Origin of the sequence: Microbacterium sp. MMO-56 (genome assembly GCF_037146215.1) — a bacterium.
Lineage (GTDB): Bacteria > Actinomycetota > Actinomycetes > Actinomycetales > Microbacteriaceae > Microbacterium.
This window is the reverse complement of the sequence record NZ_JBBCVW010000017.1, coordinates 1-25,021: the sequence shown is the minus strand read 5'-3', so window position 1 is coordinate 25,021 and position 25,021 is coordinate 1. Positions and strand designations below refer to the sequence as shown.

Annotated in this window: 22 protein-coding genes; 3 read left to right on the top strand and 19 right to left on the bottom strand. The window is 71.2% G+C overall.

The window, feature by feature from the left end:
* Positions 1-27 precede the first annotated feature (27 nt).
* Genes dnaG through dusB form a run of 3 tightly spaced genes read right to left on the bottom strand, consistent with a single transcriptional unit; the run spans position 28 to position 4,488 of the window.
* Complete coding sequence (dnaG, locus tag WFI00_RS14215) at positions 28-1,899, bottom strand: DNA primase (RefSeq protein ID WP_336632972.1); 1,872 nt, start codon at positions 1,897-1,899, stop codon at positions 28-30.
* The gene (locus WFI00_RS14210; RefSeq protein ID WP_336632971.1) at positions 1,899-3,287 is read right to left on the bottom strand and encodes a deoxyguanosinetriphosphate triphosphohydrolase; all 1,389 of its coding nucleotides are present in this window, start codon (positions 3,285-3,287) and stop codon (positions 1,899-1,901) included. The genes dnaG and WFI00_RS14210 overlap by 1 nt, the downstream gene beginning before the upstream one ends.
* On the bottom strand, positions 3,277-4,488 hold the full coding sequence (gene dusB, locus WFI00_RS14205; RefSeq protein WP_442928331.1) for a tRNA dihydrouridine synthase DusB: 1,212 nt from the start codon (positions 4,486-4,488) through the stop codon (positions 3,277-3,279). The genes WFI00_RS14210 and dusB overlap by 11 nt, the downstream gene beginning before the upstream one ends.
* A gap of 62 nt (positions 4,489-4,550) precedes the next feature.
* Here dusB and WFI00_RS14200 point away from each other — a divergent pair, with 62 nt between their 5' ends.
* A complete protein-coding gene (locus WFI00_RS14200; RefSeq protein ID WP_336632970.1) occupies positions 4,551-5,054 on the top strand; it encodes a glutathione peroxidase in 504 nt (167 codons plus the stop codon).
* Between the two features lie 3 nt (positions 5,055-5,057).
* Here WFI00_RS14200 and WFI00_RS14195 read toward each other — a convergent pair whose 3' ends face one another.
* Genes WFI00_RS14195 through recO form a run of 3 tightly spaced genes read right to left on the bottom strand, consistent with a single transcriptional unit; the run spans position 5,058 to position 7,295 of the window.
* Positions 5,058-5,723: a DsbA family oxidoreductase gene (locus WFI00_RS14195; RefSeq protein WP_336632969.1), complete on the bottom strand. Its 666-nt coding sequence runs from the start codon at positions 5,721-5,723 to the stop codon at positions 5,058-5,060.
* 43 nt (positions 5,724-5,766) lie between these two features.
* Complete coding sequence (locus WFI00_RS14190; RefSeq protein WP_336632968.1) at positions 5,767-6,570, bottom strand: isoprenyl transferase; 804 nt, start codon at positions 6,568-6,570, stop codon at positions 5,767-5,769.
* Entirely contained in the window at positions 6,567-7,295 is a 729-nt protein-coding gene (recO, locus tag WFI00_RS14185; protein ID WP_336632967.1) for a DNA repair protein RecO, read from the bottom strand. Before recO ends, WFI00_RS14190 begins: the two co-directional genes overlap by 4 nt.
* 107 nt (positions 7,296-7,402) lie before the next feature.
* On the opposite strand from recO, the gene WFI00_RS14180 reads away from it, so the two are divergent.
* A complete protein-coding gene (locus tag WFI00_RS14180; protein WP_336632966.1) occupies positions 7,403-8,089 on the top strand; it encodes a trimeric intracellular cation channel family protein in 687 nt (228 codons plus the stop codon).
* 57 nt (positions 8,090-8,146) lie between these two features.
* Here the strand turns inward: WFI00_RS14180 and leuA are convergent, their stop codons facing one another.
* The 13 genes from leuA to lepA all read right to left on the bottom strand — a co-directional run bounded on the left by leuA (position 8,147) and on the right by lepA (position 22,066).
* Positions 8,147-9,907: a 2-isopropylmalate synthase gene (gene leuA, locus WFI00_RS14175; protein WP_336632965.1), complete on the bottom strand. Its 1,761-nt coding sequence runs from the start codon at positions 9,905-9,907 to the stop codon at positions 8,147-8,149.
* Positions 9,908-10,110: 203 nt separating this feature from the next.
* Positions 10,111-11,046: a quinone oxidoreductase family protein gene (locus tag WFI00_RS14170; RefSeq protein ID WP_336632964.1), complete on the bottom strand. Its 936-nt coding sequence runs from the start codon at positions 11,044-11,046 to the stop codon at positions 10,111-10,113.
* Positions 11,046-11,939 (bottom strand): GTPase Era, encoded by an 894-nt coding sequence (gene era / locus WFI00_RS14165; protein ID WP_336632963.1) that lies wholly within the window; start codon positions 11,937-11,939, stop codon positions 11,046-11,048. Before era ends, WFI00_RS14170 begins: the two co-directional genes overlap by 1 nt.
* Positions 11,936-13,261 carry a hemolysin family protein gene (locus WFI00_RS14160; protein WP_336632962.1) on the bottom strand — a complete coding sequence of 442 codons (1,326 nt, stop codon included), beginning with the start codon at positions 13,259-13,261 and terminating at the stop codon, positions 11,936-11,938. Before WFI00_RS14160 ends, era begins: the two co-directional genes overlap by 4 nt.
* Positions 13,258-13,725: an rRNA maturation RNase YbeY gene (ybeY, locus tag WFI00_RS14155; protein ID WP_336632961.1), complete on the bottom strand. Its 468-nt coding sequence runs from the start codon at positions 13,723-13,725 to the stop codon at positions 13,258-13,260. Before ybeY ends, WFI00_RS14160 begins: the two co-directional genes overlap by 4 nt.
* On the bottom strand, positions 13,722-14,753 hold the full coding sequence (locus tag WFI00_RS14150; RefSeq protein ID WP_336633037.1) for a PhoH family protein: 1,032 nt from the start codon (positions 14,751-14,753) through the stop codon (positions 13,722-13,724). Before WFI00_RS14150 ends, ybeY begins: the two co-directional genes overlap by 4 nt.
* Before the next feature lie 61 nt (positions 14,754-14,814).
* A complete protein-coding gene (locus WFI00_RS14145) occupies positions 14,815-15,162 on the bottom strand; it encodes an HIT domain-containing protein (RefSeq protein ID WP_336632960.1) in 348 nt (115 codons plus the stop codon).
* Between the two features lie 61 nt (positions 15,163-15,223).
* Positions 15,224-16,012: a 16S rRNA (uracil(1498)-N(3))-methyltransferase gene (locus tag WFI00_RS14140; RefSeq protein WP_442928330.1), complete on the bottom strand. Its 789-nt coding sequence runs from the start codon at positions 16,010-16,012 to the stop codon at positions 15,224-15,226.
* 3 nt (positions 16,013-16,015) lie between these two features.
* Positions 16,016-17,128 (bottom strand): molecular chaperone DnaJ, encoded by a 1,113-nt coding sequence (gene dnaJ / locus WFI00_RS14135; protein ID WP_336632959.1) that lies wholly within the window; start codon positions 17,126-17,128, stop codon positions 16,016-16,018.
* A 51-nt stretch (positions 17,129-17,179) separates the two neighbouring features.
* Positions 17,180-18,217 carry a heat-inducible transcriptional repressor HrcA gene (gene hrcA / locus WFI00_RS14130; protein WP_336632958.1) on the bottom strand — a complete coding sequence of 346 codons (1,038 nt, stop codon included), beginning with the start codon at positions 18,215-18,217 and terminating at the stop codon, positions 17,180-17,182.
* Positions 18,218-18,335: 118 nt separating this feature from the next.
* Positions 18,336-19,553, bottom strand: a complete 1,218-nt coding sequence (gene hemW / locus WFI00_RS14125; RefSeq protein WP_336632957.1) for a radical SAM family heme chaperone HemW — start codon at positions 19,551-19,553, stop codon at positions 18,336-18,338.
* Positions 19,553-20,203, bottom strand: a complete 651-nt coding sequence (locus WFI00_RS14120; RefSeq protein ID WP_336632956.1) for a DUF1990 family protein — start codon at positions 20,201-20,203, stop codon at positions 19,553-19,555. The genes hemW and WFI00_RS14120 overlap by 1 nt, the downstream gene beginning before the upstream one ends.
* An 18-nt stretch (positions 20,204-20,221) precedes the next feature.
* Complete coding sequence (lepA, locus tag WFI00_RS14115; protein WP_336632955.1) at positions 20,222-22,066, bottom strand: translation elongation factor 4; 1,845 nt, start codon at positions 22,064-22,066, stop codon at positions 20,222-20,224.
* A 234-nt stretch (positions 22,067-22,300) separates the two neighbouring features.
* Here lepA and WFI00_RS14110 point away from each other — a divergent pair.
* Positions 22,301-25,021: ExeM/NucH family extracellular endonuclease (locus WFI00_RS14110; protein ID WP_336632954.1), on the top strand; the 2,721-nt coding region annotated here is incomplete at its 3' end.

The window sequence follows — 25,021 nt, the reverse complement described above, 5'->3', positions numbered from 1 at the left end:
CGGATCGACGCACGGAGCGACGTGCGCTCAGACCCCGTCGGCGAGGGCGCGGCGGCGGGCATCGAGGTCGCGCAGGGCGATCCGGACGTTGCGGCCCTCCACGGAATCGGCGGGCAGGCGTTGGATCGCCCCCAGCAGCTCGGCCTTCTCGCGGTCGACCGCGCGGATGCGGAGCCGCCGTGCGAGCGACCGCGTCGACGACGTCGCCTCCTCCTCGGTCAGCGCGGGGAAGGCGGCAGTCAGGAGCTCGACGCCCAGCGAGCGGTACGGCTCGCGGACGGCCTCGATCGCCGCCGACGCCCAGCCGATGCGGGATCTGTCGGGCTGCGCCTGGATGCTCTGCCGGACGGCGTCGAGTGCCGGGACGTGCATCGGGAGGGCAAGCGCCGCGTCGATCTCCGCCGCGTCGACGAGATGGCCGTACTGCAGCATCCCCATGAGTGCATCGCGCTCGAGCGCGGCATCGGAGGTGCGCGGCAGCGACGCGATCGTCACCCGCACGACGGCCTGCTCGGGGGCACTCATCGCGTCCTGCGGACCGCGGGCGGCCTCGCCGCGGCGTGAGTCGGCATCACCGCTGCGGGAGGCACGGGCCGCGCGTTCCACGGCGGAGCGGACCTCGCCGAGGTCCAAGCCGAGCTTGCGCGCGAGCACGCGGGTGTAGCCCGGCCGCAGCGCCGGATCGCGGATGTCGGCCACGATCGGAGCGGCCGCGCGCAGCGCACCCACCCGACCCTCCACGCTGGCGAGGTCGAACGCCGCGAGCCGCTGATCCATCACGAACTCGAACATCGGTGCCTTGGCGTCCATGAGAGCGCGCACCGCCGCATCGCCGCGGTTCAGCCGCAGATCGCACGGGTCGAGACCGTCGGGCGCCACCGCGACGTACGTCTGCGCGGCGAAGCGCTTCTCGTCGCCGAAGGCGCGCAGCGCCGCCTTCTGGCCGGCGGCGTCGGGGTCGAACGTGAACACGACCTCGCCGGAGGCGCTGTCGTCGCCCATCACCCGGCGGAGGACCGTGATGTGCTCGGAGCCGAAGGCCGTCCCGCAGCTGGCGATCGCGGTGGTGACCCCCGCGAGGTGACACGCCATGACGTCGGTGTACCCCTCAACCACCACGACGCGGTGCGAGCGGGAGATGTCCTTCTTGGCGAGGTCGAGGCCGTAGAGGACCTGGGCCTTCTTGTAGATGGGCGTCTCGGGCGTGTTGAGGTACTTCGGCCCCTGATCGTCCTCGTACAGCCGGCGCGCGCCGAACCCGATCGTCTGCCCCGTGACGTCGCGGATGGGCCAGACGACGCGCCCGCGGAAGCGGTCATACACGCCGCGCTGTCCCTGGGAGAGGATGCCCGCCGCCAGCAGCTCCTCATCCGTGAACCCCTGGGACTTCAGCGCATCGCGTGCGCCGTTCCACCCCTTCGGCGCGTACCCGACCCCGAAGTGCGCCGCGGCGCCCGCATCGAAGCCGCGCTCCCCCAGGAAACGTCGTCCGGCGTCGGCCTCGGGGCTCGCCAGTTGGGTGCGGAACCACTCCGCCGCGGCGGTGTTCGCCTGGTAGAGGCGGGTCCGGCCGCTCGTCTCGGGGGCGGCTCCCCCGTCCTCGTAGTGCAGGGTGTACCCGATCCGCGCCGCGAGTCGTTCCACCGCCTCCGTGAAGGTCAGGTGGTCCATCGCCCGGAGGAACGAGTACACATCACCCGACTCCCCGCATCCGAAGCAGTGGTAGTAGCCGACCTGCGGGCGGACGTGGAAGCTCGGGCTGCGCTCGTCGTGGAAGGGGCACAGCCCCTTCATGGAGCCGACGCCCGCGGACTTCAGCGCGACCCGCTCGCCGACGATGTCGGCGATGTTGGTGCGCGCCTTGACCTCGTCGACGTCGGCCTGTGCGATCCGCGGCATCAGGGACCCTCGACCGGCCACAGCCCGGCGAGAGGCTCCGGCAGCGCGAAGCCGGCGTGCACGACGGTCCTGCGGTCGTTGGACCACAGGCCCAGCTCGCGGAGGTCGACCTCGCCCACCAGCCGCGTATGCCACTCGATGGCGAACCGGTCCGTGAGGCTCGCGACCTGGTCGACCACGACCCGCCGCCGCGCCGCGTCCGTGTCGGCGGCGGCGAAGTCCTCGGCGTGGAGGCGATCGAGGTGCTCGGGGCGATCGGCCAGGGCGGTCGCGAGTCTCTTCAGCACCCGTCGCTGCTCCTTGTAGAGCCCCTTGCGGCCGTCGATCGAGACGACGAAGGCCCCGATGATGCCCTTGAGGACCGCCATCTCGGCCTCGATGACCCGCGGCACGACCACCCGGCCGCGGAACCGGGTGAGGACCGGCGCCTCGTACCGCTCGCGGGTGGCCGTCGTCGCGGCGCGGGCGAACCGTCCGATCAGGTCGGAGGTCAGGTTCTTCAGGCGCGCGACCGCCGCCCGGTCGCCGGCGAAGGAGGTCAGCCACTCGGGAAGCAGGCTCAGCCGATACAGCGCGTCTTCGAGCTCGTCCCTCGTGAAGCCGTAGCCGACCCAGGTCTGGATCGCCGTCAGCAGCGCATCGCGCTCTCGCGGATCGGCGAGACGGGCGGGGTCGAGATAGCCGTTCAGGACCGCGTCCTCGAAGTCGTGCACCGAGTACGCGATGTCGTCGGAGAGGTCCATGACCTCCGCCTCGATGCAGCGCAGGCGACCCGGGGCACCCTCGCGCATCCAGCGGAAGACCGGTTCGTCCTCCGGGTACACGCCGAACTTCTCGCGGCCACCGGGGTCGGGGATCGCATGCTCGACCGTCCACGGATACTTGCAGGTCGCGTCGAGACTCGCGCGCGTCAGGTTGAGCCCGACGCTGTCCCCGCCGGGCGAGAGCACCTTCGGCTCGAGTCTCGACAGGATCCGCAGCGTCTGCGCGTTGCCCTCGAATCCGCCGATGTCCGCGGCCCACTCGTTCAGCGCGCGCTCGCCGTTGTGTCCGAAGGGGGGATGCCCGATGTCGTGGCTCAGGCAGGCGGTGTCCACGACGTCCGGTGAGAGCTCGAGCGCGATGGCCAGCTCACGACCGACCTGCGCGACCTCGAGGGAATGGGTCAGGCGGTTGCGGGCGAAGTCGGCGGGGCTCGCGGGGCTCAGCACCTGGGTCTTCGAGGCGAGGCGGCGCAGCGCCGCCGAATGCAGCACCCGCGCGCGGTCCCGCGCGAAGCTGTCCCGGCGCGAGCGGTGGGCCTCGGTGAGATAGCGCGCGGCGTCGTGATCGCCGTACCCGGCGGGACGACCCGGCAGCGCGCCCACCGCACCCGCCTCAGCCGCCACTGGTGTCCACCTCCGCCTCGGCGAGGGCGCGCGCGGCCTCTCCCGACATCTCGCGGCTCGCCAGCCATCCGTCCGGGAGCGCGGGCCGCTTCGGGGTGCCGGCACGTCCGCGCTGACCCTCCGCTCCGGCGCCCGGGTACGGCGCCGCCAGATCCAGCTGCGCGAGCAGGTCGTCGATCTCGGCGAGAGTCGACGCGGTGGCGAGCGCCGCGCGGATCTCCCCGCCCACCGGATACCCCTTGAAGTACCAGGCGACGTGCTTGCGGATGTCACGGCAGCCGCGCCCCTCGTCCTCGAAGAACTCCACGAGCAGCTCGGCGTGGCGGCGGAAGGCCCCCGCCACGAAACCGAGCGTGGCGTCGGGGCGGATCCCGGGCGCACCGAACGCGGCGGCGAGGTCTCCGAACAGCCACGGGCGCCCGAGGCACCCGCGCCCGACGACGACGCCGTCGCAGCCCGTCTCCGCCATCATCCGCACCGCGTCCGCGCCGGACCAGATGTCGCCGTTGCCGAGGACGGGCACGCTCGTCACGGTCTGTGCGAGCTGGGCGATCGCGTCCCAGTCCGCGGTGCCGGAGTAGAACTCCGCCGCCGTCCGCGCGTGGAGCGCGACGGCCGCCACGCCGGCGTCCTCCGCGATGCGTCCGGCATCCAGGAAGGTGAGGTGGTCGGCGTCGATGCCCTTGCGCATCTTGACCGTGAGCGGCACGTCGCCGGCGGCGCGCACCGCGCGCGTCACGATCTCACGGAACAGCCCCAGCTTCCACGGGAGCGCCGCACCGCCCCCCTTGCGGGTGACCTTCGGCACGGGGCATCCGAAGTTCAGGTCGATGTGGTCGGCGCGGTCCTCCTCGACGAGGAGGCGCACCGCGGCCTCGGTGGTCGCCGGGTCCACGCCGTACAACTGGATCGATCGCGGAGTCTCGGACTCATGATGGGTGATGAGCCGCATCGTGGTCGCGTTCCGCTCGACGAGCGCGCGCGTGGTGATCATCTCGCTCACGTACAGGCCCGCGCCGTACTCGCGGCACAGCCGCCGGAACGCGGTGTTCGTAATCCCCGCCATCGGCGCGAGCACGACGGGGGCGTCCAGGACGATCGGGCCTATCCGCAGCGCCGACGGCGCCGGAATCGACTCGGCGCCCCCGCCGGGGCGCGACGGAGCGGCCTCGGGGCGGGCGGAAGCGGTGATCACGGACATCCTTCCCATTCTCCCAGAATCCGTCGGCCCGCGGCGCCGGAGGCGGGCCTATCGTGGAGAACATGGCCGACACCTCTCCCACGGATCTCCGCGACATCCCCTACCTCGACGCCGACGGCACCGAGCACACCCTCGCCGAGCTCGGCGAGAAGGCCGTGCTCATCGTCAACGTGGCATCCAAGTGCGGGCTGACGCCGCAGTACGAGCAGCTCGAGCAGCTGCAGCGCACGTACGGCGAGAGAGGTCTGCAGGTGATCGGCTTCCCGTGCAACCAGTTCATGGGGCAGGAGCCGGGCTCGATGGACGAGATCCTCGACTACTGCGCCGTCGCGTGGGGCGTGAGCTTCCCCATCGCCGACAAGATCCGCGTCAACGGCTCCCACGCCGCACCGCTGTACAAGGCGCTGAAGAAGGCGAAGAACGCCGAGGGCGCGAAGGGCCCCGTGATGTGGAACTTCGAGAAGTTCCTCCTCACGGCCGACGGCACGGTGCACCGGTTCCGTCCGCAGACGAAGCCGGATGCCCCGGAGGTCGTCGCCGCGATCGAGGCGGGACTGCCCGCCTGACGCTCAGGAGCCCGAGCGCTCCGACCACACCTGCCGGGCGATCTGCGCGAACGCCTCGGGGGGCTGTGCACCGCTGACCCCGTACGTGCCGTCGATGACGAAGAACGGCACGCCCTGGATCCCGTACGCCTGCGCCTGAGCCTGGTCCGCGCGCACCGCGGGGAGGTGGCGCTCCGACTCCAGCGCCTCGCGCGTCGCGCCGGGGTCGAGGCCCACCTCTGCGGCGAGGTCGACCAGGTCATCGATCCTGCCGACGTGGCGGCCCTCGGTGAAGTACGCGGCCATCAGGCGCTCGGTCATGGCGTCCTGCATCCCCTGCTCCTTCGCGTGGTGCAGGAGTTCGTGCGCCTTCACGGTGTTCGTGTGCTGGAGCAGGTCGAACCGGTATCCGAGTCCCGCCTTCGCCGCGACGTCCGTCACCTGACCGAGCATCTCCTGCACGCGCTCCCGCGGCATCCCCTTGTGCCCGGCGAGGAAGTCGATCTCGTCGCCCTCGAAGTCCACCGGGGTGTCCGGAGACAGCTCGAACGAGTGGAACGTCACCTCCACGACGGGCGCGTCGTCGTCCGCCGCCGTCTCGGCGAGGCCCTTCTCGAGATTCCGCTTGCCGATGTAGCACCAGGGGCAGGCGATGTCACTCCACACGTCGATCTTGATGGCATTGGTCACACAAGCGTCAACCGCGCGCGCCGCCTCGGATATTCCCGACGGCTCAGGCCGTCGGTGCGTCCACGGCGCCGCCGAAGCGACGGTCGCGATCGAGGTAGAGCTGGATCGCGTGCCAGAGGTCCGTGCGGGAGAAGTCCGGCCACAGGGTGTCGAGGAACACCATCTCGGCGTACGCCGACTCCCACAGGAGGAAGTTCGAGGTGCGCTGCTCGCCGCTGGAGCGGACGAACAGGTCGACGTCGGGCATGTCGGGCACGTAGAGGTGACGCCGCAGAGTCTTCTCGGTGATGGCCGACGGCGTGAGGCGGCCTCGGGCGATCTCCTCGCCCATCGCGCGCATCGCGTCGATGATCTCGTGCCGCCCGCCGTAGTTGACGCACATCGTGAGCGTGAGTCCGCGGTTCGCTCGGGTCAGCTGCTCGGCGTACTGCAGCTCCTTGATCACCGAGCCCCAGAGCCGCGGCCTGCGGCCCGCCCACCGGATGCGCACGTCCCATTCGTTCAGCTGGTCGCGGCGGCGGTGCAGCACGTCGCGGTTGTACCCCATGAGGAAGCGGACCTCCTCGGGCGAGCGCGCCCAGTTCTCCGTGGAGAACGCGTAGACGCTCAAGTGGGAGACGCCGGCCTGGATCGCCCCGGCGACGACGTCCAGAAGCACCTCTTCACCCGCGCGGTGCCCTTCGATCCGCGTGAGGCCGCGCCGGTTCGCCCAGCGACCGTTGCCGTCCATGACGATCGCGACGTGCTGCGGCACCCGGCCCTTCGGGAAGGCGGGGGCCGTGATCCCCGTCCAGTCCAACGGCCGGTACGGGACGGCGTCGCGATGCGTGTAGGGCTTGGGGCTCACCGGCGGGTCTCCATCTGCGAGAGCGAGCGGATGCCTCGCTCGAGGTGGTACTGGGTATAGGCGGCGATCAGTCCGGACGCCGCCGCGTGCACGTGCTCCGCCGCGGCGTCGACGAGGTCCCACTCGCCCGCGATCAGGGCGCGCAGCAGACTGCGCGTCTCCGGTCGCACACGCGGAGAGCCGGCGGGGGCGCACGCGTCGCACACGGCGCCGCCGAGGGGGGCGACGAACCAGTCGTGCGGACCCGGCGCACCGCACCGCGCACAGTCCTCCAGCGACGGTGCCCAGCCCGAGAGCGCCATGGCGCGTAGCAGGTACGAGTCCAGCACGGAGCGCGGAGCGTGACCCCCCTGCGACAGGGTGCGCAGACCGCCCACCAGCAGCAGGTACTGCTGCGGCGTCGCCTCGGCCTCGTTCAGCCGATCGGCGGTCTCCACCATCACATGCGCCGCGGTGTAGCGCTCGTAGTCGGCGACGATGGGCGCGCCGTAGGCGCCGAGCGATTCGGCCTGCTGCACGATGTCGAGCGAGCGCCCCTGATAGAGCTGCACGTCGGCGACCATGAACGGCTCGAGCCGCGCGCCGAACTTCGAGGACGTGCGCCGCACACCCTTGGCGACGGCGCGCACTTTGCCGTGACGGCGGCTGAGCATCGTCACGATGCGGTCCGCCTCCCCGAGCTTGTGGGTACGCAGGACCACGACCTCGTCGCGGTAGGTGGGCACTCCTCCATTATCGTCGGGGCCGCCGACAGGGGCGTCAGCGCCGCGGCTCGGATCGTCCGCGGGCGCGCCGATCGCGGAGCGCCCGCCGGGCACGCGAGAATGGACGGGTGTCCGACCAGCTCTTCGTCATCCCGCTGTGGGCGGACCTCCTCGCCGTCGGCCTGGGCGGCGTGCAGGGGGCGCTGTTCGCCTCCGGCTTCGTCGGACGCCAGCGCCTCGACCTGCTCGGCGTCGCGCTCATCGGCATCCTGATGGGGATGGGCGGCGGCATCATCCGCGACCTGCTGCTGAATCAGCCGCTCGCCACGCTCCAGAGCAACTGGTACCTGCTGACCGCGACGGTCGCCGCACTCGTCGGGATGCTGCTCGCCAACATCTTCGAACGCCTGAACGCCCTGATCGTCGCCCTCGACGCCGTCGTGATCGGCCTGTTCGGCGCGTTCGGCACCGCGAAGGCCCTGGCCCTCGCGGTGCCCGTCGTGCCGGCCGTCTTCATCGGCGTGTGCGCGGCGGTGGGCGGAGGCATCCTCCGCGACGTCATCATGGGGCTGCCCGTCTCGGTGATGCACGTCGGGTCCCTCTATGCCGTCGCCGCCGGCGTCGGCTGCGCCGTCCTCGTCGCGGCGCACGCGCTCGGCGCGCCCATCGCCGCGGCCGCCGTCGCCTGCGTGATCGTGACGACGGTGATCCGGCTGCTCGCCGTGATCTTCGACATCTCCCTGCCGGAGCAGCGCGCCCTGCATCGCCGCAAGGTGGCGCTGGAGACCTCGGCGATCCCCATCATCAAGCCCTGACCGGCGAGTGCTCGGCCCCGCCTTCCGCGTGGAGCGCAGGGACGGGGCCGAGCGGGATCAGACGCCGGCGAGCTCGCCCGTGCGAGCGCGGGTGCGGATCGCGCGGTTGACCCCGGACACGATCGCCTTGAGGCTCGCCGTCGAGATGTCACCGTCGATCCCGACGCCCCACAGGCGCTCGCCGTCGACCTGCAGCTCGACGTACGAGGCCGCCTGTGCGTCGCCGCCGGCACTGAGAGTGTGCTCGACGTAGTCGTACAGCGTGATGTCGAAGCCCTGCTCCCGCACGACCTCCAGGAAGGCCGAGACGGGTCCGTTGCCGACGCCGCGCGTCGCCACCGTCGCCTCGCCGTCGCGCAGGGTGACCTCCAGGGCGACCTCACCGGACATGTCGCTCTGCGTGCGGGTGGAGAGCAGCTCGAAGCGCCCCCACTTGTCGTCCGCGGCCGCGGCGGGCAGGTACTCGTCGGTGAAGATCGACCAGATCTGGTCGCTGGAGACCTCACCGCCCTCGGCATCGGTCTTCGCCTGCACGACGCCCGAGAACTCGATCTGCAGCTTACGGGGCAGATCCAGCGCGTGATCGGTCTTGAGCAGGTACGCCACGCCGCCCTTGCCGGACTGAGAGTTGACGCGGATGACGGCCTCGTACGAGCGCCCCAGGTCCTTGGGGTCGATCGGCAGGTACGGCACCGCCCACTCGATCTCGTCGACGGAGACGCCGGCCGCGTCGGCGCGCGCCTCCATCGCCTCGAACCCCTTCTTGATGGCGTCCTGATGCGAGCCGCTGAACGCGGTGAAGACCAGGTCTCCCGCCCACGGGCTGCGCTCGTGCACCGGCAGCTGGTTGCAGTACTCGGCCGTGCGCTTCACGTGGTCGATGTCGCTGAAGTCGATCTCGGGATCGATGCCCTGGGTCAGCATGTTGATGCCGAGGGCGACCAGGTCGACGTTCCCCGTGCGCTCGCCGTTGCCGAACAGGCATCCCTCGATGCGATCCGCGCCGGCCATGTAGCCGAGCTCGGCGGCGGCGATGGCCGTGCCGCGATCGTTGTGAGGGTGCAGGGAGATGATGATGTTCTCGCGGTGGGCGAGGTGTCGGCCCATCCACTCGATCGAGTCGGCGTAGACGTTCGGGGTCGCCATCTCGACCGTGGCCGGCAGGTTGATGATGACCTTGCGCTCGGGGGTCGGCTCGAAGATCTCGATGACCTGGTTGCACACGTCGACGGCGAACTCGAGCTCCGTGCCGGTGTAGGACTCGGGCGAGTACTCGTAGTAGACCGTCGTCTCGGGGATGCGCTTCTCGAACTCGCGGCACAGCCGAGCGCCGTTCAGGGCGATGTCGATGATGCCCTGCTTGTCGCTGCGGAAGACCACGTTGCGCTGGAGGACGCTCGTCGAGTTGTAGAGGTGCACGATCGCCTGCTTGGCACCGGCGATGGCCTCGTAGGTGCGCTCGATGAGGTGCTCGCGCGCCTGGGTCAGCACCTGGATCGTGACGTCGTCGGGGATCAGCCCCTCCTCGATCAGCTGGCGCACGAAGTCGAAGTCGGTCTGGCTCGCCGAGGGGAACCCGACCTCGATCTCCTTGTAGCCCATCTGCACGAGCAGCTCGAACATGACGCGCTTGCGCTCGGGGCTCATCGGGTCGATCAATGCCTGGTTGCCGTCGCGCAGATCGACGGCGCACCAGCGCGGAGCCTTCGTGATGCGGGCGTCGGGCCAGGTGCGGCCGTCGAGGTCGACGCGGATCTGCTCGTGATACGGGCGGTACTTGTGCACCGGCATGCCGGACGTCTTCTGGGTGTTCTCCATGATGTGGCTTCTCTCGTCAGATGAGGGCGGGCCAGCGGTGTCGAGATACGACAAGCTCCGCGACGAGGAAGGCCCTAGATCGAGGCCTCGTCGCGGCAGCTAAGGAGGAGCTGGCCGAAGCGCATGGGGACAGCGTACACCTCGCCGCGGCGCCCGGCGAACGCGCCCGGCGCGGATCACGACCGTCGTCTCAGGCAGAGGCTTCAGGGCAGAAGGGCGAGCGCGCCGCCGGGGTGACCCTCGGCGAGCAGCTCGAGCGCCGCGGGGGCCTCCGCGAGCGGATACGTCCGGGTGACCGGCACGACGAGGGTCCCCGCTTCGGCGGCGGCGATCAGGCCGGGCCGGGCGGCATCGCGGAACCGGGCGCTGTCGGGCAGCGAACCGGCGATCCAGCGGATGTCGTCGCTCGCCGCCCGGGCGGGCGCGGCGATCGTGACGATCCGCGACCGGTCGGCGACGACCGCGAGCGACACGTCGATCGCCTCATCGGTGCCGACCGCGTCGAGGGCCGCGACGATCGGTGCGTCGCCGGCGACGGCGATCACCCGCTCGAACAGGCCCGGGCCGTACTCGACCGGGATCCCGCCGAAGCGGCGCACGCGCTCGAAGGACTCGGCCGCCGCGGTGCCGATGACGCGGATGCCGCGCACGGCGGCCTGCTGCAGCACGCTGACACCGACGGCGCCCGAGGCTCCGTGCAGGAGGAGCGTCTCCCCCGGCCGCGCGGCGACGATGGCCAGCATCTCCGCGGCGGTCGTGCCGGTCAGGAAGAGGTTCGCCGCCTCGGGGTGCGATAGCGTCGTCGGCTTGTGGAAGGCCGTCGACGCGTCGACCGTGACCTCGGTGGCGTATCCGCCCGCGATGCGGAAGGCGACGACCTCGTCGCCCACGCGGACCTCGCCGGAGCCGATCGAGGTGTCCGGGCCGACCGCGCGCACCTCGCCCGAGACCTCGTAACCGATGGCGACGGGCCAGGACTGCCCGTTCTCGGCGGCGACGTGCTTCGCATCGGCGGGGTTGACGCCCGCGGCGCGCACGGCGATCGTGATCTCGCCCGCCCCCGGGGCGGCCGTGTCCTCGTCGACGAGCTCCCACGAGCGGGGCGGTCCCGGTCGGCGCGCGATCCAGCGCAGAGCCATCAGAAGCCCAGCCGTCCCAGCTGCTTCGGGTCGCGCTGCCATTCCTTCGCGACCCGCACGTGGAGCTTGAGGAACACGTTCGTGCCGACGAGGGGTTCGATCTGCGCGCGCGCCCGTGCTCCGACGTCGCGCAGGCGCGACCCCTTGTGCCCGATGATGATGGCCTTCTGGCTGTCGCGCTCGACCACGAGGTTCGCATGGATGTCGGTCATCGACCCGGTCTCGCGCTCGGCGATGTCCTCGATGGTGACGGCGATCGAGTGCGGCAGCTCGTCGCGCACGCCCTCGAGAGCGGCCTCGCGGATGATCTCGGCGATCCGGTCCTCCAGCGACTCGTCGGTGACGACGCCCTCCTCGTACAGGGGCGGCCCCTCCGGCAGCAGCGACAGCAGTTCGTCGGCGAGCACGTCGAGCTGCTCCCCCGCGACCGCCGACAGCGGTATGACGGCGTCCCAATCCTCGCGCAGCGCGTCGACCTCGAGGAGGCGCTCGGTGATCTGGTCGCGGGACGCGATGTCGGTCTTCGTGACGATCGCGACCTTCTTGGCCCGCGAGTACCCGTCGAGCGACGCGGCGATCCGGCGATCGCCGGGGCCCACCTTCTCGGTGGCCGGCACGAGGAAGCCGATCGCGTCCACGTCGCCGAGCACCTGTTCGACCAGGTCGTTCAGCCGCTGCCCGAGGAGCGTACGGGGCTTGTGGATGCCCGGGGTGTCCACGATGATCAGCTGCCCGGCGGGGCGGTTGAGGATGCCGCGGATGGCGCGCCGCGTCGTCTGCGGCTTGTCGGAGGTGATGGCGACCTTCTCGCCGACGAGCGCGTTGGTGAGCGTCGACTTGCCCACGTTGGGGCGCCCGACGAAGGTGACGAATCCTGATCTGTGCGCGGTCATCCGTTCTCGCCCTTCTGTACTGCGATCGGTCCGGTGCGCGGCGCCCGCCCCGTGAAGGCGCCGTCGACGGCGGCCAGGGCGGCGGAGGCCTCGACGAACACGGTGGCGATGCCGCGGCCTCTCCCGCGCGACGTGCCACCGGTCATGACGATCCCGCCGTACTCGGCCTGCGCCCCCGGAAGCGGTACGCGGCCGAGCTGCTTGCCCAGGAGACCGCCGATCGAGTCGACGTCCTCGTCCTCGAGTTCGATGCCGAACAGCTCTCCGACCTCGTCGAGCCCGAGTCGCGCGCTCACGCGGTAGCGTCCCTCGCCGAGGTCGACGATCTCGCTCTGGCGCGGGTCGTACTCGTCGGCGATCTCGCCCACGAGCTCCTCGATGAGGTCCTCCAGGGTGACCAGGCCCGCCACGCCGCCGTACTCGTCGACGACGAGGCAGACGTGCACGGCATCCCGCTTCATCTGCTGCAGCAGGGTCTCGGCCTTCATCGACTCCGGCACGAACACGGCAGGGCGCGCGATCTGCACCACCGGCGCGTCCCGCCACGCCGACTCGTCGCGGAACGCGAACTGCACCAGGTCCTTCAGGTACACGACGCCGGTGATGTCGTCGGCCTCGGTCACCGGCACGCGGGACACGCCCTTGTCGAGGAAGAGTCGCATCGCCTCCTGGGTCGTCGCGACGGCGTCCATCGTCACCATGTCGGTGCGCGGAACCATCACTGCGCGGACGAACGTGTCGGTGAAGTCGAAGACCGAGTGGATGAGCTCGCGGTCGTCCTCCTCGATGAGATCCTGCGATGCGGCCTCGTCGACCATCGACAGCAGCTGCTCCTCGCTCGCGAACGACGTGCTGCGGTGGATGCCGGGGGTGACCCGGTCGCCGAGCAGGACGAGCAGGTGTGCGAGGGGGCCGAGCACGACGCGGGCGCCCCGCACGAGGGGCGCGGCACCGCGCAGCAGACCGCGCGCGTGCTGGCGGCCGACCGCGCGGGGGCTCGCCCCGACGAGGACGAAGGAGACGACGGTCATCAGGACGGCCGCCGCGAGCATCGCCCACCAGATGCTGTCGAGCGCGATCGTGAAGGCGACCGTCACCAGCACGGCGGCGGTCGTCTCGGCGAGGATGCGGATGAAGACCACGGCGTTGCCGTGCGCCTCCGGGTCGGCCGCGATCCGGGCGAGCGACGGACCGTTGCGGCCGGACGACATGTCCAGCAGATCCGCGCGCGAGGTGACGCCCAGCGCCGCGTCGAGCGCCGCCATCAGGCCGCCGAGGGCGACCAGGAGGGCTGCGGCGACGAGGAGGAGGATCGCGGTCATGCGCGCCGTCGTCGTTCGGTCGCCTGGAAGGAGGCGATCAGCTCGCGCTGCAGACCGAACATCTCACGCTCCTCCTCGGGTTCGGCGTGGTCGAAGCCGAGGAGGTGGAGCGTCCCGTGCGTGGTCAAGAGGATGAGCTCGTCCAGCGTGGAGTGCTTCGCCGCCGCGGCCTGCGTCTCCGCGACCTGCGGGCACAGGACGATGTCGCCGAGGAGCCCCGGGGGCGTCGGCTGCTCCTGAGTGCCCGGACGCAGCTCGTCCATCGGGAAGCTCAGCACGTCGGTCGGTCCGGGCTCGTCCATCCACTGGACGTGCAGCGCCTCCATCGCCCCCTCGTCGACGAGGAGGATCGCGACGTCGGCGTCGGGGCTCACGTGGAGCTCCTCGAGGTTGTGCTCGGTGAGCCGGAGCAGCACCGTCTCGTCGACCTCGACGCCGGACTCGTTGGTGATCTCGATCGTCATGACATTCCTCGCTTGGGGAGATGGTCGCGGGGGCCGCCCGGACGGGAGGACTGGCCGCGGCGCTGCGCGCGGTTGGCGAATTCGGATGCTTCGTCGCGCTCGCGCCGCGACGCCAGGCGCTGCTCGTCGTACTCGGTGTACGCGTCGACGATGCGGCCCACGAGCGTGTGGCGCACGACGTCGTCGCTCGTGAGGTGGCTGAACGAGATGTCGTCGATGTCCTTCAGCACGCGCGTCACGAGGCGGAGGCCCGACGCGCCCTGGGGCAGGTCGATCTGCGTGATATCGCCTGTGACGACCATGCGGGTGCCGAAGCCCAGACGCGTGAGGAACATCTTCATCTGCTCGGGAGTCGTGTTCTGCGCCTCGTCGAGGACGACGAACGAGTCGTTCAGCGTGCGTCCTCGCATGTAGGCCAGCGGCGCGACCTCGATCGTGCCCGAGGCGATCAGCTTCGGCACGATCTCGGGATCCATCATCTCGTTCAGCGCGTCGTAGAGCGGCCGCAGGTACGGATCGATCTTGTCGCTGAGGGTGCCCGGAAGGAACCCGAGCCGCTCGCCCGCCTCGATCGCGGGCCGGCTGAGGATGATGCGGCTCACCTCCTTGCGCTGGAGGGCCTGCACCGCCTTGGCCATCGCGAGGTAGGTCTTGCCTGTTCCGGCGGGGCCGATGCCGAACGTGATCGTGTTCTCGTCGATGGCGTCGACGTACGACTTCTGCCCCAGCGTCTTCGGGCGGATCACGCGGCCACGCGAGGACAGGATCGCCTCGCCGAGGACCTCCGAGGGACGTTGGCCCGTCTCGCCGCGGAGGATCCGCTCGCTGGAGACGACGTCCGAGGGGTCCAGCCCCTGACCCGTGCGCGACAGGGCGATCAGCTCGTCGACGAGCGCGCGGGCGCGCGCCACGTCCGCCGCCTCGCCGGACAGGGTGATCTCGTTGCCCCGGACGTGCACCTGGACGCGCGGGTGCTCCCGCTCGACCACCCGGAGCAGCCGGTCCTGCGGACCGAGCAGCTGGACCATCGCGACCCCGTCCGCGTAGATGCGCTCGACGACCTCGCCGTCGGCTCCGGGACCGGATCCCTCACTCACCGAGGCCGCCCTCCGTGAGCCCTCCGGCCAGCACGTGCGCGTGCACGTGGAAGACCGTCTGACCGGCACCGGCGCCGGTGTTGAAGACGAGGCGGAAGTCGCCGTCGGCGTGCTCGGCCGCGAGCGACCGCGCGAGCCCGATCATCTCGGTCAGCAGCGCGGGGTCCCCCGCCGCCAGCTCGACGACGTTGCGGTACTCGGCCGTCTTGGGGATCACGAGCAGGTGGACGGGCGCCTTCGGCGCGATGTCGCGGATCGCGAACGTGTTCTCGGTCTCGGCGATGATCTCGGAGGGGATCTCGCCCTGGTAGATCCGGGTGAAGATCGACGGTTCGCTCATACACCCAGTCTATTCGCGGGCCCGGACGGCAGGAGGGGCCCCCTCGACGCGGCGTCCAGGCTCACCAGCGCGCGAGTCGGGCGTTCAGGAGTGCGATCGCGGCCGGCCCCGCCGTTGAGGTGCGCAGGACGGTGTCGCCGAGTCGGACCGGCGTGGCACCGGCGGCCACGAAGGCGTCGAGCTCGTCGGACGAGATGCCTCCCTCGGGTCCGACGACGAGCACGAGGTCGTCGGCGCCGTCGGGATCCACGTCGACCGTGGTCAACGCCGTCGCCGCCGTCGGCTCGAGGACCAGGAGGCGGGAGTTCGGGCGGGCGGCGAGCTGCGCCGTGGTGGCCGGCTCTGCCACCTCGGGCACCCAGGCGCGGTGCGCCTGCTTCGCCGCCTCGCGGACGATCGCGCCCCAGCGCGCCACGCCCTTCTGTGCCTTGGCCGCGTCCCAGCGCGACACGCTGCGCGACGCCTGCCACGGCACGATCTCGTCGGCGCCGAGCTCGGTCGCCGCCTGCACCGCGAGCTCGTCGCGGTCGCCCTTCGCGAGCGCCTGCGCGAGCACGAGTCGCGGCGACGCCGGAGCGACGTCGGAGCGCCCGTCGATGAGGACGGACAGCTGCTTCGGTGCGATCGGCTCGCTCACGGTGCCGGTCACCCAGACGCCGCGACCGTCGCCGACCGTGACCGCCTCGCCGACGCGCACCCGCCGCACGACCACGGCATGGTGGGCCTCCGCGCCGCGCAGCGTCACGGTGTCGCCGGGGCGCGCATCCGCCAGCGTCGCGGCGAGCGTGAACCTGTCGTCGCCCGGCCGCGACACGCTCGCGTCCGCCTCCGCGAGGAAGTGCAGCGCCACGCGTCAGCCCCGGAAGCGGTCGCGCAGCTTCGAGAACAGTCCCTGGTGGAACTGCGCGAGCTGGGGTCCGGGGGCCTTGGTCTTCTTGGCGAAGTCCTCGATGAGCGCGCGCGAGCGGGCATCCAGCTTCGTCGGGGTCACGACCTGCACGCCGACCCGCAGGTCGCCCCGCGCTCCGCCGCGCAGCGGCGTGATGCCGCGGCCCTTGATCGTCAGCACGTCGCCGGACTGGACGCCCGCGCGGACCTCGAGGTCGACCTCACCGTCGAGCGAGGTGATCGTGGTGCGCGTACCGAGGACGGCATCGGGCATCGACACCTCGAGCGTCGCAAGCAGGTCGTCGCCGTCGCGGCTGAACACCTCGTCGTGAGCCACCGTCACCTCGAGGTACAGGTCGCCGTTCGGGCCCCCGGCGGGGCCGACCTCGCCCGATCCGGGCAGCTGCAGACGCAGGCCGGTCTCGACGCCGGCGGGGATGTCGACCGACACGGTGCGGCGCGCGCGGACACGACCCTGACCCTGACACGTCGCGCACGGGTACGGGATCGTCGTGCCGTACCCCTGACACGTCGCGCACGGCTGCGAGGTGACCACGTTCCCGAGGAGGCTGCGCACCGTGCGCTGCACCTGACCGGAGCCGTGGCAGATGTCGCAGGTGACCGGCTGGGTGCCCGGCTGGCAGCACGATCCCTCGCAGGTCTCGCAGAGGATCGCCGTGTCGACGTCGAGATCACGGTGCGTGCCGAAGACGACGTCGCGAAGGTCCAGGGTGACGCGCACCAGGGCATCCTGCCCGCGCTCGCGCCGGGACCGCGGTCGTCCGGCGCGGCCGCCGCCGCCCCCGCCGAAGAACGTCTCGAAGATGTCGCCGAAGCCGCCGAAGTTCCCGGCACCGCCGCCGAAGGGCGAGCCGTCGCCCCCGAGATCGTAGCGCTGACGCTGCTCCGGGTCGGACAGCACGTCGTACGCGTGCGTGACGAGCTTGAAGCGCTCGGATGCCTCCGCACCGGGGTTCACATCGGGGTGGAGCTCGCGCGCGAGCCGCCGGTACGCCTTCTTGATCTCGTCCGGGCTCGCGTCTCGCGCGACACCCAGTACTTCGTAGTGGTCGGCCACAATCGCCTTTCGGCGCCCCTCGGGCGCGGTGGTTGTCTTCGTGCGTGCCGCTCAGCGGGACGAGTCGTCCTCGTCCAGCAGGCGGCTGAGGTAGAGCGCGACGGCGCGGACCGCCGCGAGGTTCGTGGGGTAGTCCATGCGGGTGGGGCCGAGCAGACCGACGCGCGCACGGCTGCCGGCGCCGTCGTAGTCACCCGTCACCACCGAGGCCTCGCCGAGCCCGAACGAGGCGTTCTCGCGTCCGATGCTCGCGGCGAGCCCCTGATCGTCGGCCACCATCTCCCCCATGAGGCGCAGGAGGGTCACCTGCTCCTCGATCGCTTCCAGCAGCGGCGAGATGCTGCCGCGGAAGTCGCCCTCCCGGCGTGCGAGCGTCGCACTGCCGGCCATGACGAGTCTGTCCTGGCGGAAGTCCTCGAGCTCCTCCGCGACGATCCGCGCCACGGTGCGGACCGCCTCATCCACCCGGGAGGATCCGGCGGGCGAGGCCGACAGCTCGGCGATCGCCTGGGCGGCCGCGGCCACGGGCTTGCCCGTGACGAGGGCGGCGACGGCGCTGCGCACCGCCGCGACGTCGGCGTCCTCGAGCTCGGTCTGCAGCAGGGCGACCCGCTGCGACACCCGGCCCGTGTCCGTCACGACGATGACGACGATGCGCGTACCCCCCAGATGGACGAACTCGACGTGCGAGACGCGCGCCCGGGAGAACGACGGGTACTGGACGATCGCGACCTGCCCGGTCAGCCGGGTGAGCGCGCGCACCGTGCGCATGAGCAGGTCGTCGAGATCGACGGGGTCGGCGAGGAACGTCGAGATCGCCGAGCGCTGCGCGCTGGAGAGCGGACGCAGCTCCGCCAGGTGGTCGACGAAGACCCGGTAGCCCTTGTCCGTCGGCACCCGACCCGACGAGGTGTGCGGGGCCGCGATCAGCTCTTCGTCCTCCAGCAGCGCCATGTCGTTGCGGATGGTGGCCGCGGAGACGCCGAACTGATGGCGCTCGACGATCGTCTTGCTCCCGACGGGCTCGTTCGTGTCGACGTAGTCCTGCACGATCGCGCGGAGGACCTGCAGGCCGCGTTCCGAGACCATCGTTCCTCCTCCCGCCGGAGCATTGGCACTCCGCACTGTCGAGTGCCAATCTTACCGCGGCCCGGCGACGCACGTCGGTCGAGCACGCCGGAGTGCGCTCGGCGCGGGGTTCCGGGGGTCAGGCGGTGAGAGCGCGCACCACGGCATCCGCGAGCAGTCGGCCGCGCCGGGTGAGCACGACCCGCCCGCGCACGGCGGCGGAGCCGTCGATCAGCCCGTCGGCGATGAGCGCCGCCACCGCGTGGCGACCCTCGCCTTCGAGCTCGGACACGGCGAGGCCCTCGGCGATCCGGGAGCGCAGCAGCACGTCCTCCAGACGTCGAGCCGCGGCGTCCGGACGCTCCCGCGCCGCGGCCGGGGACTCCCCCGCCGCCAGGCGCTGCGCGTACGCGGCCGGATGCTTCACGTTCCACCACCGCAGTCCGTCCACATGGCTGTGCGCTCCCGGGCCGTATCCCCACCAGTCGGTCCCGCGCCAGTACGCGAGGTTGTGCCGCGAGCGGTGCTCGGGCGCGGTGGCCCAGTTCGACACCTCGTACCACGCGAACCCGCCCGCCCCGAGGAGCTCGTCGACGAGGTCGTACATGTCGGCCTGCAGGTCGTCATCGGGCGCGGGCACCTCGCCGCGTCGGATCTCGCGCTCCAGGCGCGTTCCCTCCTCGACGATCAGCGCGTAGGCGGAGATGTGGTCGGGCGCGAGCGCGAGCGCCGCCCGCACCGACGTCTCCCAGTCGGCGAGCGATTCGCCGGGCGCGCCGTAGATCAGGTCGACGCTGACGTCGAGGCCCGCTGCACGGGCGGCGTCCACCGCCACGGCGACGTTCTCGGGGTCGTGCGTCCGATCGAGCGCACGGAGCACGTGCGGCACGGCCGACTGCATCCCGATGGACATCCGCGTGACGCCGGCGGCCGCCAGCTCGTGCGCCATCGCCGGGTCGACCGTGTCGGGGTTCGCCTCGACGGTGACCTCCGCCCCCGCCGCGAGCCCGAAGGCGTCACGCACGTCCGCCAGCATCCGTCCGAGGTGCCCGGAGGGAAGGAGGGTCGGCGTCCCACCCCCGAAGAACACGGTCCGGGCGGGGCGGAGCGGCCCGGCATCCGCCAGGACGCGCCGCGAGAGCTCGATCTCCCGTCGCACCTCGTCGGCGTAGTCCTCCTGGCGGGCGCCGCGCAGCTCGGTCGACGTGTAGGTGTTGAAGTCGCAGTACCCGCAGCGCACGCGGCAGAACGGCACGTGCAGGTACACGCCGAAGTCGCGATCCGCGTCGACGACGATGTCGTCGGGCAGCGCGCCGTCCGGTGGGGCGGGGTCGCCGATCGGGAGAGCCGATCCCATCAGGACGGCGTCGTGAACATCGGTGAGACCGCGCGCAGGTAGCCCTGGAAGAGCTCGCGGCGACGACGCTTCAGCAGCGGCGGCAGCAGGCGGTACGCCGGCGCGATCGGCCGGTCGAACGCGCGCACCACGAAACGCACCTCGTCGGTGTCGGCCCACTCGACGGCGAACGACTCCTCGCCGCTGACGACCGAGCCGCCGACGGTGCCGAGGGCGAACGCCACCCGGCGCGGCTCCTCCGTCGCGGAGATCACGCGCAGCTCGCCGTCGGCGTTCATCCCCTTCACCCGGCCGTGGACGCGGATGGTCGTGCCGGCGGCGACGTAGGGCGTCCCGTCCGCGTCGAAGCGCTGGTCGGCCTCCAGACGGCTCGGCGCGACGGGCATCCCCTCGGCATCGAACCCGACTCCCGAGTACATCGGGCCGGCGGCGGGTCGCACGTCGCTGATCGTGAGCCCCGCACCGCGCAACGCCGCCCACGACAGCAGGGCGTCGGCGGAGGTCTCGAAGCGCTCCTGTCCGCTGCCGATGCGCCAGGACGCCTCGGCGGGCACGCTCTGCTCGGGCGGATACGACATCAGATCGTGGGCGCTGGTCGCTCCCACCGCGGCGTAGTCGACCGTGCCCTCCTGGAAGTTCCCACGACGCATGACAACCAGCCTACCGAGCTACTTCTTCGTCTCGACGTCGCCGGAGAGGGCGGCGATGAACGCCTCCTGCGGCACCTCGACGCGGCCCACCATCTTCATGCGCTTCTTGCCCTCCTTCTGCTTCTCGAGGAGCTTGCGCTTGCGGGTGATGTCACCGCCGTAGCACTTGGCGAGCACGTCCTTGCGGATCGCGCGGATGTTCTCGCGGGCGATGATGCGCGCCCCGATGGCGGCCTGGATCGGCACCTCGAACTGCTGGCGCGGGATGAGCTTGCGCAGGCGCTCGGTCATCAGAGTGCCGTACGCGTAGGCCTTCTCGCGGTGGACGATCGAGGAGAACGCATCCACCTTCTCGCCCTGCAGCAGGATGTCGACCTTCACGAGGTCGGCCTCCTGCGAGCCGGCGGGCTCGTAGTCGAGCGAGGCGTACCCCTGCGTCTTCGACTTCAGCTGATCGAAGAAGTCGAAGACGATCTCGCCGAGCGGCATGTTGTAGCGCAGCTCGACGCGGTCCTCGGAGAGGTACTCCATGCCGAGCAGCGTGCCGCGACGCTGCTGGCAGAGCTCCATGACCGTGCCGACGTAGTCCTTCGGGAGCAGGATGCCGACCTTGACGACGGGCTCGGAGACCGAGGCCACACGGCCGTCCGGGTACTCGCTCGGGTTCGTGACGACGACCTGCTCGCCGGTGTCCGTCGTGACCTCGTAGGTCACGGACGGCGCCGTCGTGATCAGGTCGAGGTCGAACTCGCGTGAGAGGCGTTCGGTGATGATCTCCAGGTGCAGGAGCCCTAGGAACCCGCACCGGAACCCGAAGCCGAGGGCCACGGAGGTCTCGGGCTCGTACTGCAGCGAGGCGTCCGAGAGCTTCAGCTTGTCGAGCGCTTCGCGCAGGTCGGCGTAGTCGCTGCCGTCGATCGGGTAGATGCCCGAGAACACCATCGGCTTCGGGTCGGTGTAGCCGGCGAGGGCCTCCGTGGCGGGCTTGCGCTGGTTCGTGATCGTGTCGCCGACCTTCGACTGGCGCACGTCCTTCACCCCGGTGATGAGGTAGCCGACCTCGCCGACGCCGAGGCCCTTGGTGGGCACCGGCTCGGGGCTCGACACGCCGATCTCGATCAGCTCGTGCGTCGCGCGCGTCGACATCATCTGGATGCGCTCGCGCGGCTCGAGCTTGCCGTCCACCATGCGGACGTAGGTCACCACGCCGCGGTACGCGTCGTAGACGGAGTCGAAGATCATCGCGCGGGCGGGGGCCGTCGGGTCGCCCACCGGCGCGGGGATCTGCTCGACGATGCGGTCGAGGAGCTCCTCGACGCCCATGCCGGTCTTGCCGGAGACGCGCAGCACGTCGGCGGGGTCGCCGCCGATGAGGTTCGCGAGCTCGGCGGCGTACTTCTCGGGATCGGCGGCGGGCAGGTCGATCTTGTTGAGGACCGGGATGATCTGCAGGTCGTTCTCGAGCGCGAGGTACAGGTTCGCGAGGGTCTGCGCCTCGATGCCCTGGGCGGCGTCGACGAGGAGGATCGCGCCCTCGCAGGCGGCGAGGGAGCGCGAGACCTCGTATGTGAAGTCGACGTGGCCGGGCGTGTCGATCATGTTGAGGGCGAAGGTGCCCGCATCGGTGGCCCACGGCATCCGCACCGCCTGCGACTTGATCGTGATGCCGCGCTCGCGCTCGATGTCCATCCGGTCGAGGTACTGCGCCCGCATGTCGCGGTCGGACACGACGCCGGTGATCTGCAGCATGCGGTCGGCCAAGGTCGATTTGCCGTGGTCGATGTGGGCGATGATGCAGAAATTGCGGATCAGCTCTGGAGGGGTCGCAGACGGCTCGAGAGGCTTCAGGGCGCGCGGGGACATGTTCCCGCAAGTCTACCGGCGCGCGGGTGGTGCGATCGGCGGACACCCTGCGCAGGCGCGCGGACGCGCGAACGATAACCCGTCCGGCGCAGACACGCCAGTGGACGGACGTATGAGAAAGAGTTAACCGATGTGCGCCTTGTCAGGCTCCGTGGTCACCCATGATGCTCAATTCGTCGGGCGTCCTCTGCGCGAACCCCCCTGTCGTGCTCGCCCGGCACTCGGAGAGACATCGTGACGTTCGCGCAGCCCGCCCCGGCATCCCCGTCCCCTCGCCCCGTCCCGGGTCGATCCCGTCGAAGGACGCCTCGAGCGCTGGCGATCGCCGCGACGCTCTCGACGGTCGTCGCGGGCGTGCTGCTCGCCCCGGCGACCGCACAGGCCGCCGTGTCCCCCTCGGCTCCGGTCGTCATCTCGGAGGTCTACGGCGGCGGCGGGAACGCGCAGGGGGTCTACGACCGCGACTTCATCGAGCTCGCGAATGTCACCGACGCCCCGGTCGATCTCTCCGGCTACAGCGTGCAGTATGCCTCGGCGACGGGCGGGTCGTGGCAGGTGACCGCGCTCACCGGCGTGATCGTGCCGGGCGGAGGCCAGATCCTCATCGGCGAAGCCTCCGGCGCGGACACGTCCCTGCCGCGGTTCACCGCGGACGTGGAGGGATCGATCCCGCTCTCCGGCTCGCAGGGCAAGGTCGCGCTCGTGTCGTCGACGACGGCGCTCTCCGGATCCACGGCACTCGTCGATCTGCCCGAGGTGGTCGACTTCGTCGGCTGGGGCGGCGCGACCCACTTCGCCGGGTCGGGCGCGGCGCCCGGCACCAGCAACGCGACGAGCGTCTCCCGCTCCGCAGCCTTCGCCAACACGGGCGACAACGCCGCCGACTTCACGGTGGGCGCCCCGACTCCGACGGGGCTCGGAACGGACCCGACCGATCCGACGGATCCGACGGACCCGATCGTGGCCACGATCGCGGAGATCCAAGGGACGGGCGACGCCTCGGCCCTCGTCGGGCAGACCGTCACGACCGAGGGCGTGGTCACCGCGCACTACCCCACGGGCGGGTACGACGGGTACGTGATCCAGACCGCGGGGACCGGCGGCGCGCTCGACCTCGGCGCGCACGCCGCGTCCGACGCCGTCTTCGTCTACGCCCCGGGGGCCACGGGCGAGGTGGCGCCGGGCGACACCGTGCGCGTCACGGGCACGGTGTCCGAGTGGCACGGTCTCACGCAGATCACCGTCGCACCCGGCGCGGCGCAGCACATCGACGCGCAGACGGCCCCCGCGCCCGCCCTGGTGACGTGGCCGGCCGATGCGGCGCAGCGCGAGTCCCTCGAGTCCATGCTCCTCCAGCCGCAGGGCTCGTTCACCGTCACGAACACCTACGCCACGAACCAGTACGGCGAGGTGGGCCTCGCCGCGGGCGACGCGCCGCTGCGCCAGCCCACTGACGGTGCACGGCCCGGCTCCGAGGAGTCGGCGGCGATCGTCGCCGACAACGCGGCCCGAGCGGTCACGCTCGACGATGGGACGAGCATCAACTACCTGTCCGCTGCGAATAGCGCGCTCACCCCCGCGTACGTCTCCCTCGCGGAGCCCGTCATCGTCGGAGCCTCGGTGACGTTCACCGAGCCCGTCGTCCTCGACTGGCGCAACGACACGTGGAAGCTGAACCCGACCGCACCCCTGCCGGGCGACGGATCGGGGACGGACGGCGTGGTCTTCGCCGACACGCGGACCGCGGCGCCCGACGCCGTCGGCGGCGACGTGCGGGTCGCCTCGTTCAACGTCCTCAACTACTTCACGACCCTCGGCGATGAGAACCCGTCCTGCGTGCCGTACCGGGATCGCCTGGGCGACGGCGTCACGGTGCGCGAGGGCTGCCCGCAGCGCGGGGCGTGGGATGCCGGCGACCTGGAGCGCCAGCAGTCGAAGATCGTGGCCGCCATCGGGGCGCTCGACGCCGACGTCGTGGGGCTCATGGAGATCGAGAACTCCGCCGCGCTCGGCGAGACGACCGACGAGGCGACGTCGACCCTGGTCGACGCCCTCAACGCCGCAGCCGGTGCCGGGACGTGGTCGTTCGTCCCCTCGTCCGCCGATCTCCCGCCCGCCGCCGAGCAGGACGTGATCACCAACGCGATCATCTACCGCACCGCGGCCGTGGATCGCGTCGGCGATTCCCGGGCGCTCGGCGACCAGAGCGACGACGGCGAGGCCTTCCAGAACGCGCGCGAACCGATCGCGCAGACGTTCGCGCCCGCGGACGGCGGAGCGCCGTTCCTCTTCGTCGTCAACCACTTCAAGTCGAAGGGCTCGGCGGGCCCGTGGCCCGGCGACGCGGACACCGGCGACGGGCAGGGCTCGTCCAACGAGTCGCGCGTGCGACAGGCGACCGCCCTGCGCGACTGGGTCGACCAGGTGCGCGGCGACACGGCGTCGGTCGCTCTCGCCGGAGACTTCAACTCGTACACCTCCGAGGACCCGCTCCAGGTGCTCTACGACGCGGGCTACGTCGACGCCGCCCGGGCCTTCGACGTCGGCAGCTCGTCGTACAGCTTCGACGGGCTGAGCGGCTCGCTCGACCACATCCTGCTGAGCGGCGCGGCGAAGGCGCGCGCCACGGGCGCGGACATCTGGAACATCAACTCCGGCGAGTCGGTGGCCCTCGAGTACAGCCGCTTCCGTTCGCACGGCACCGAGTTCTACGCGCCGGATGCCTACCGCTCGAGCGATCACGACCCGGTGCTCGTCGGCCTGGCCGCGGCCGAGCCGCCCGTCGAGCTGACGGTGCTCGGGGTCAACGACTTCCATGGTCGGATCGACGCGAACACGGTCGCCGTCGCGGGCACGGTCGAGGAGCAGCGCGCCGCCGCCCCCGGACCGGTCCTGTTCCTGTCCTCGGGTGACAACATCGGTGCGTCCCTGTTCGCGTCGTCGGTCGCGAAGGAC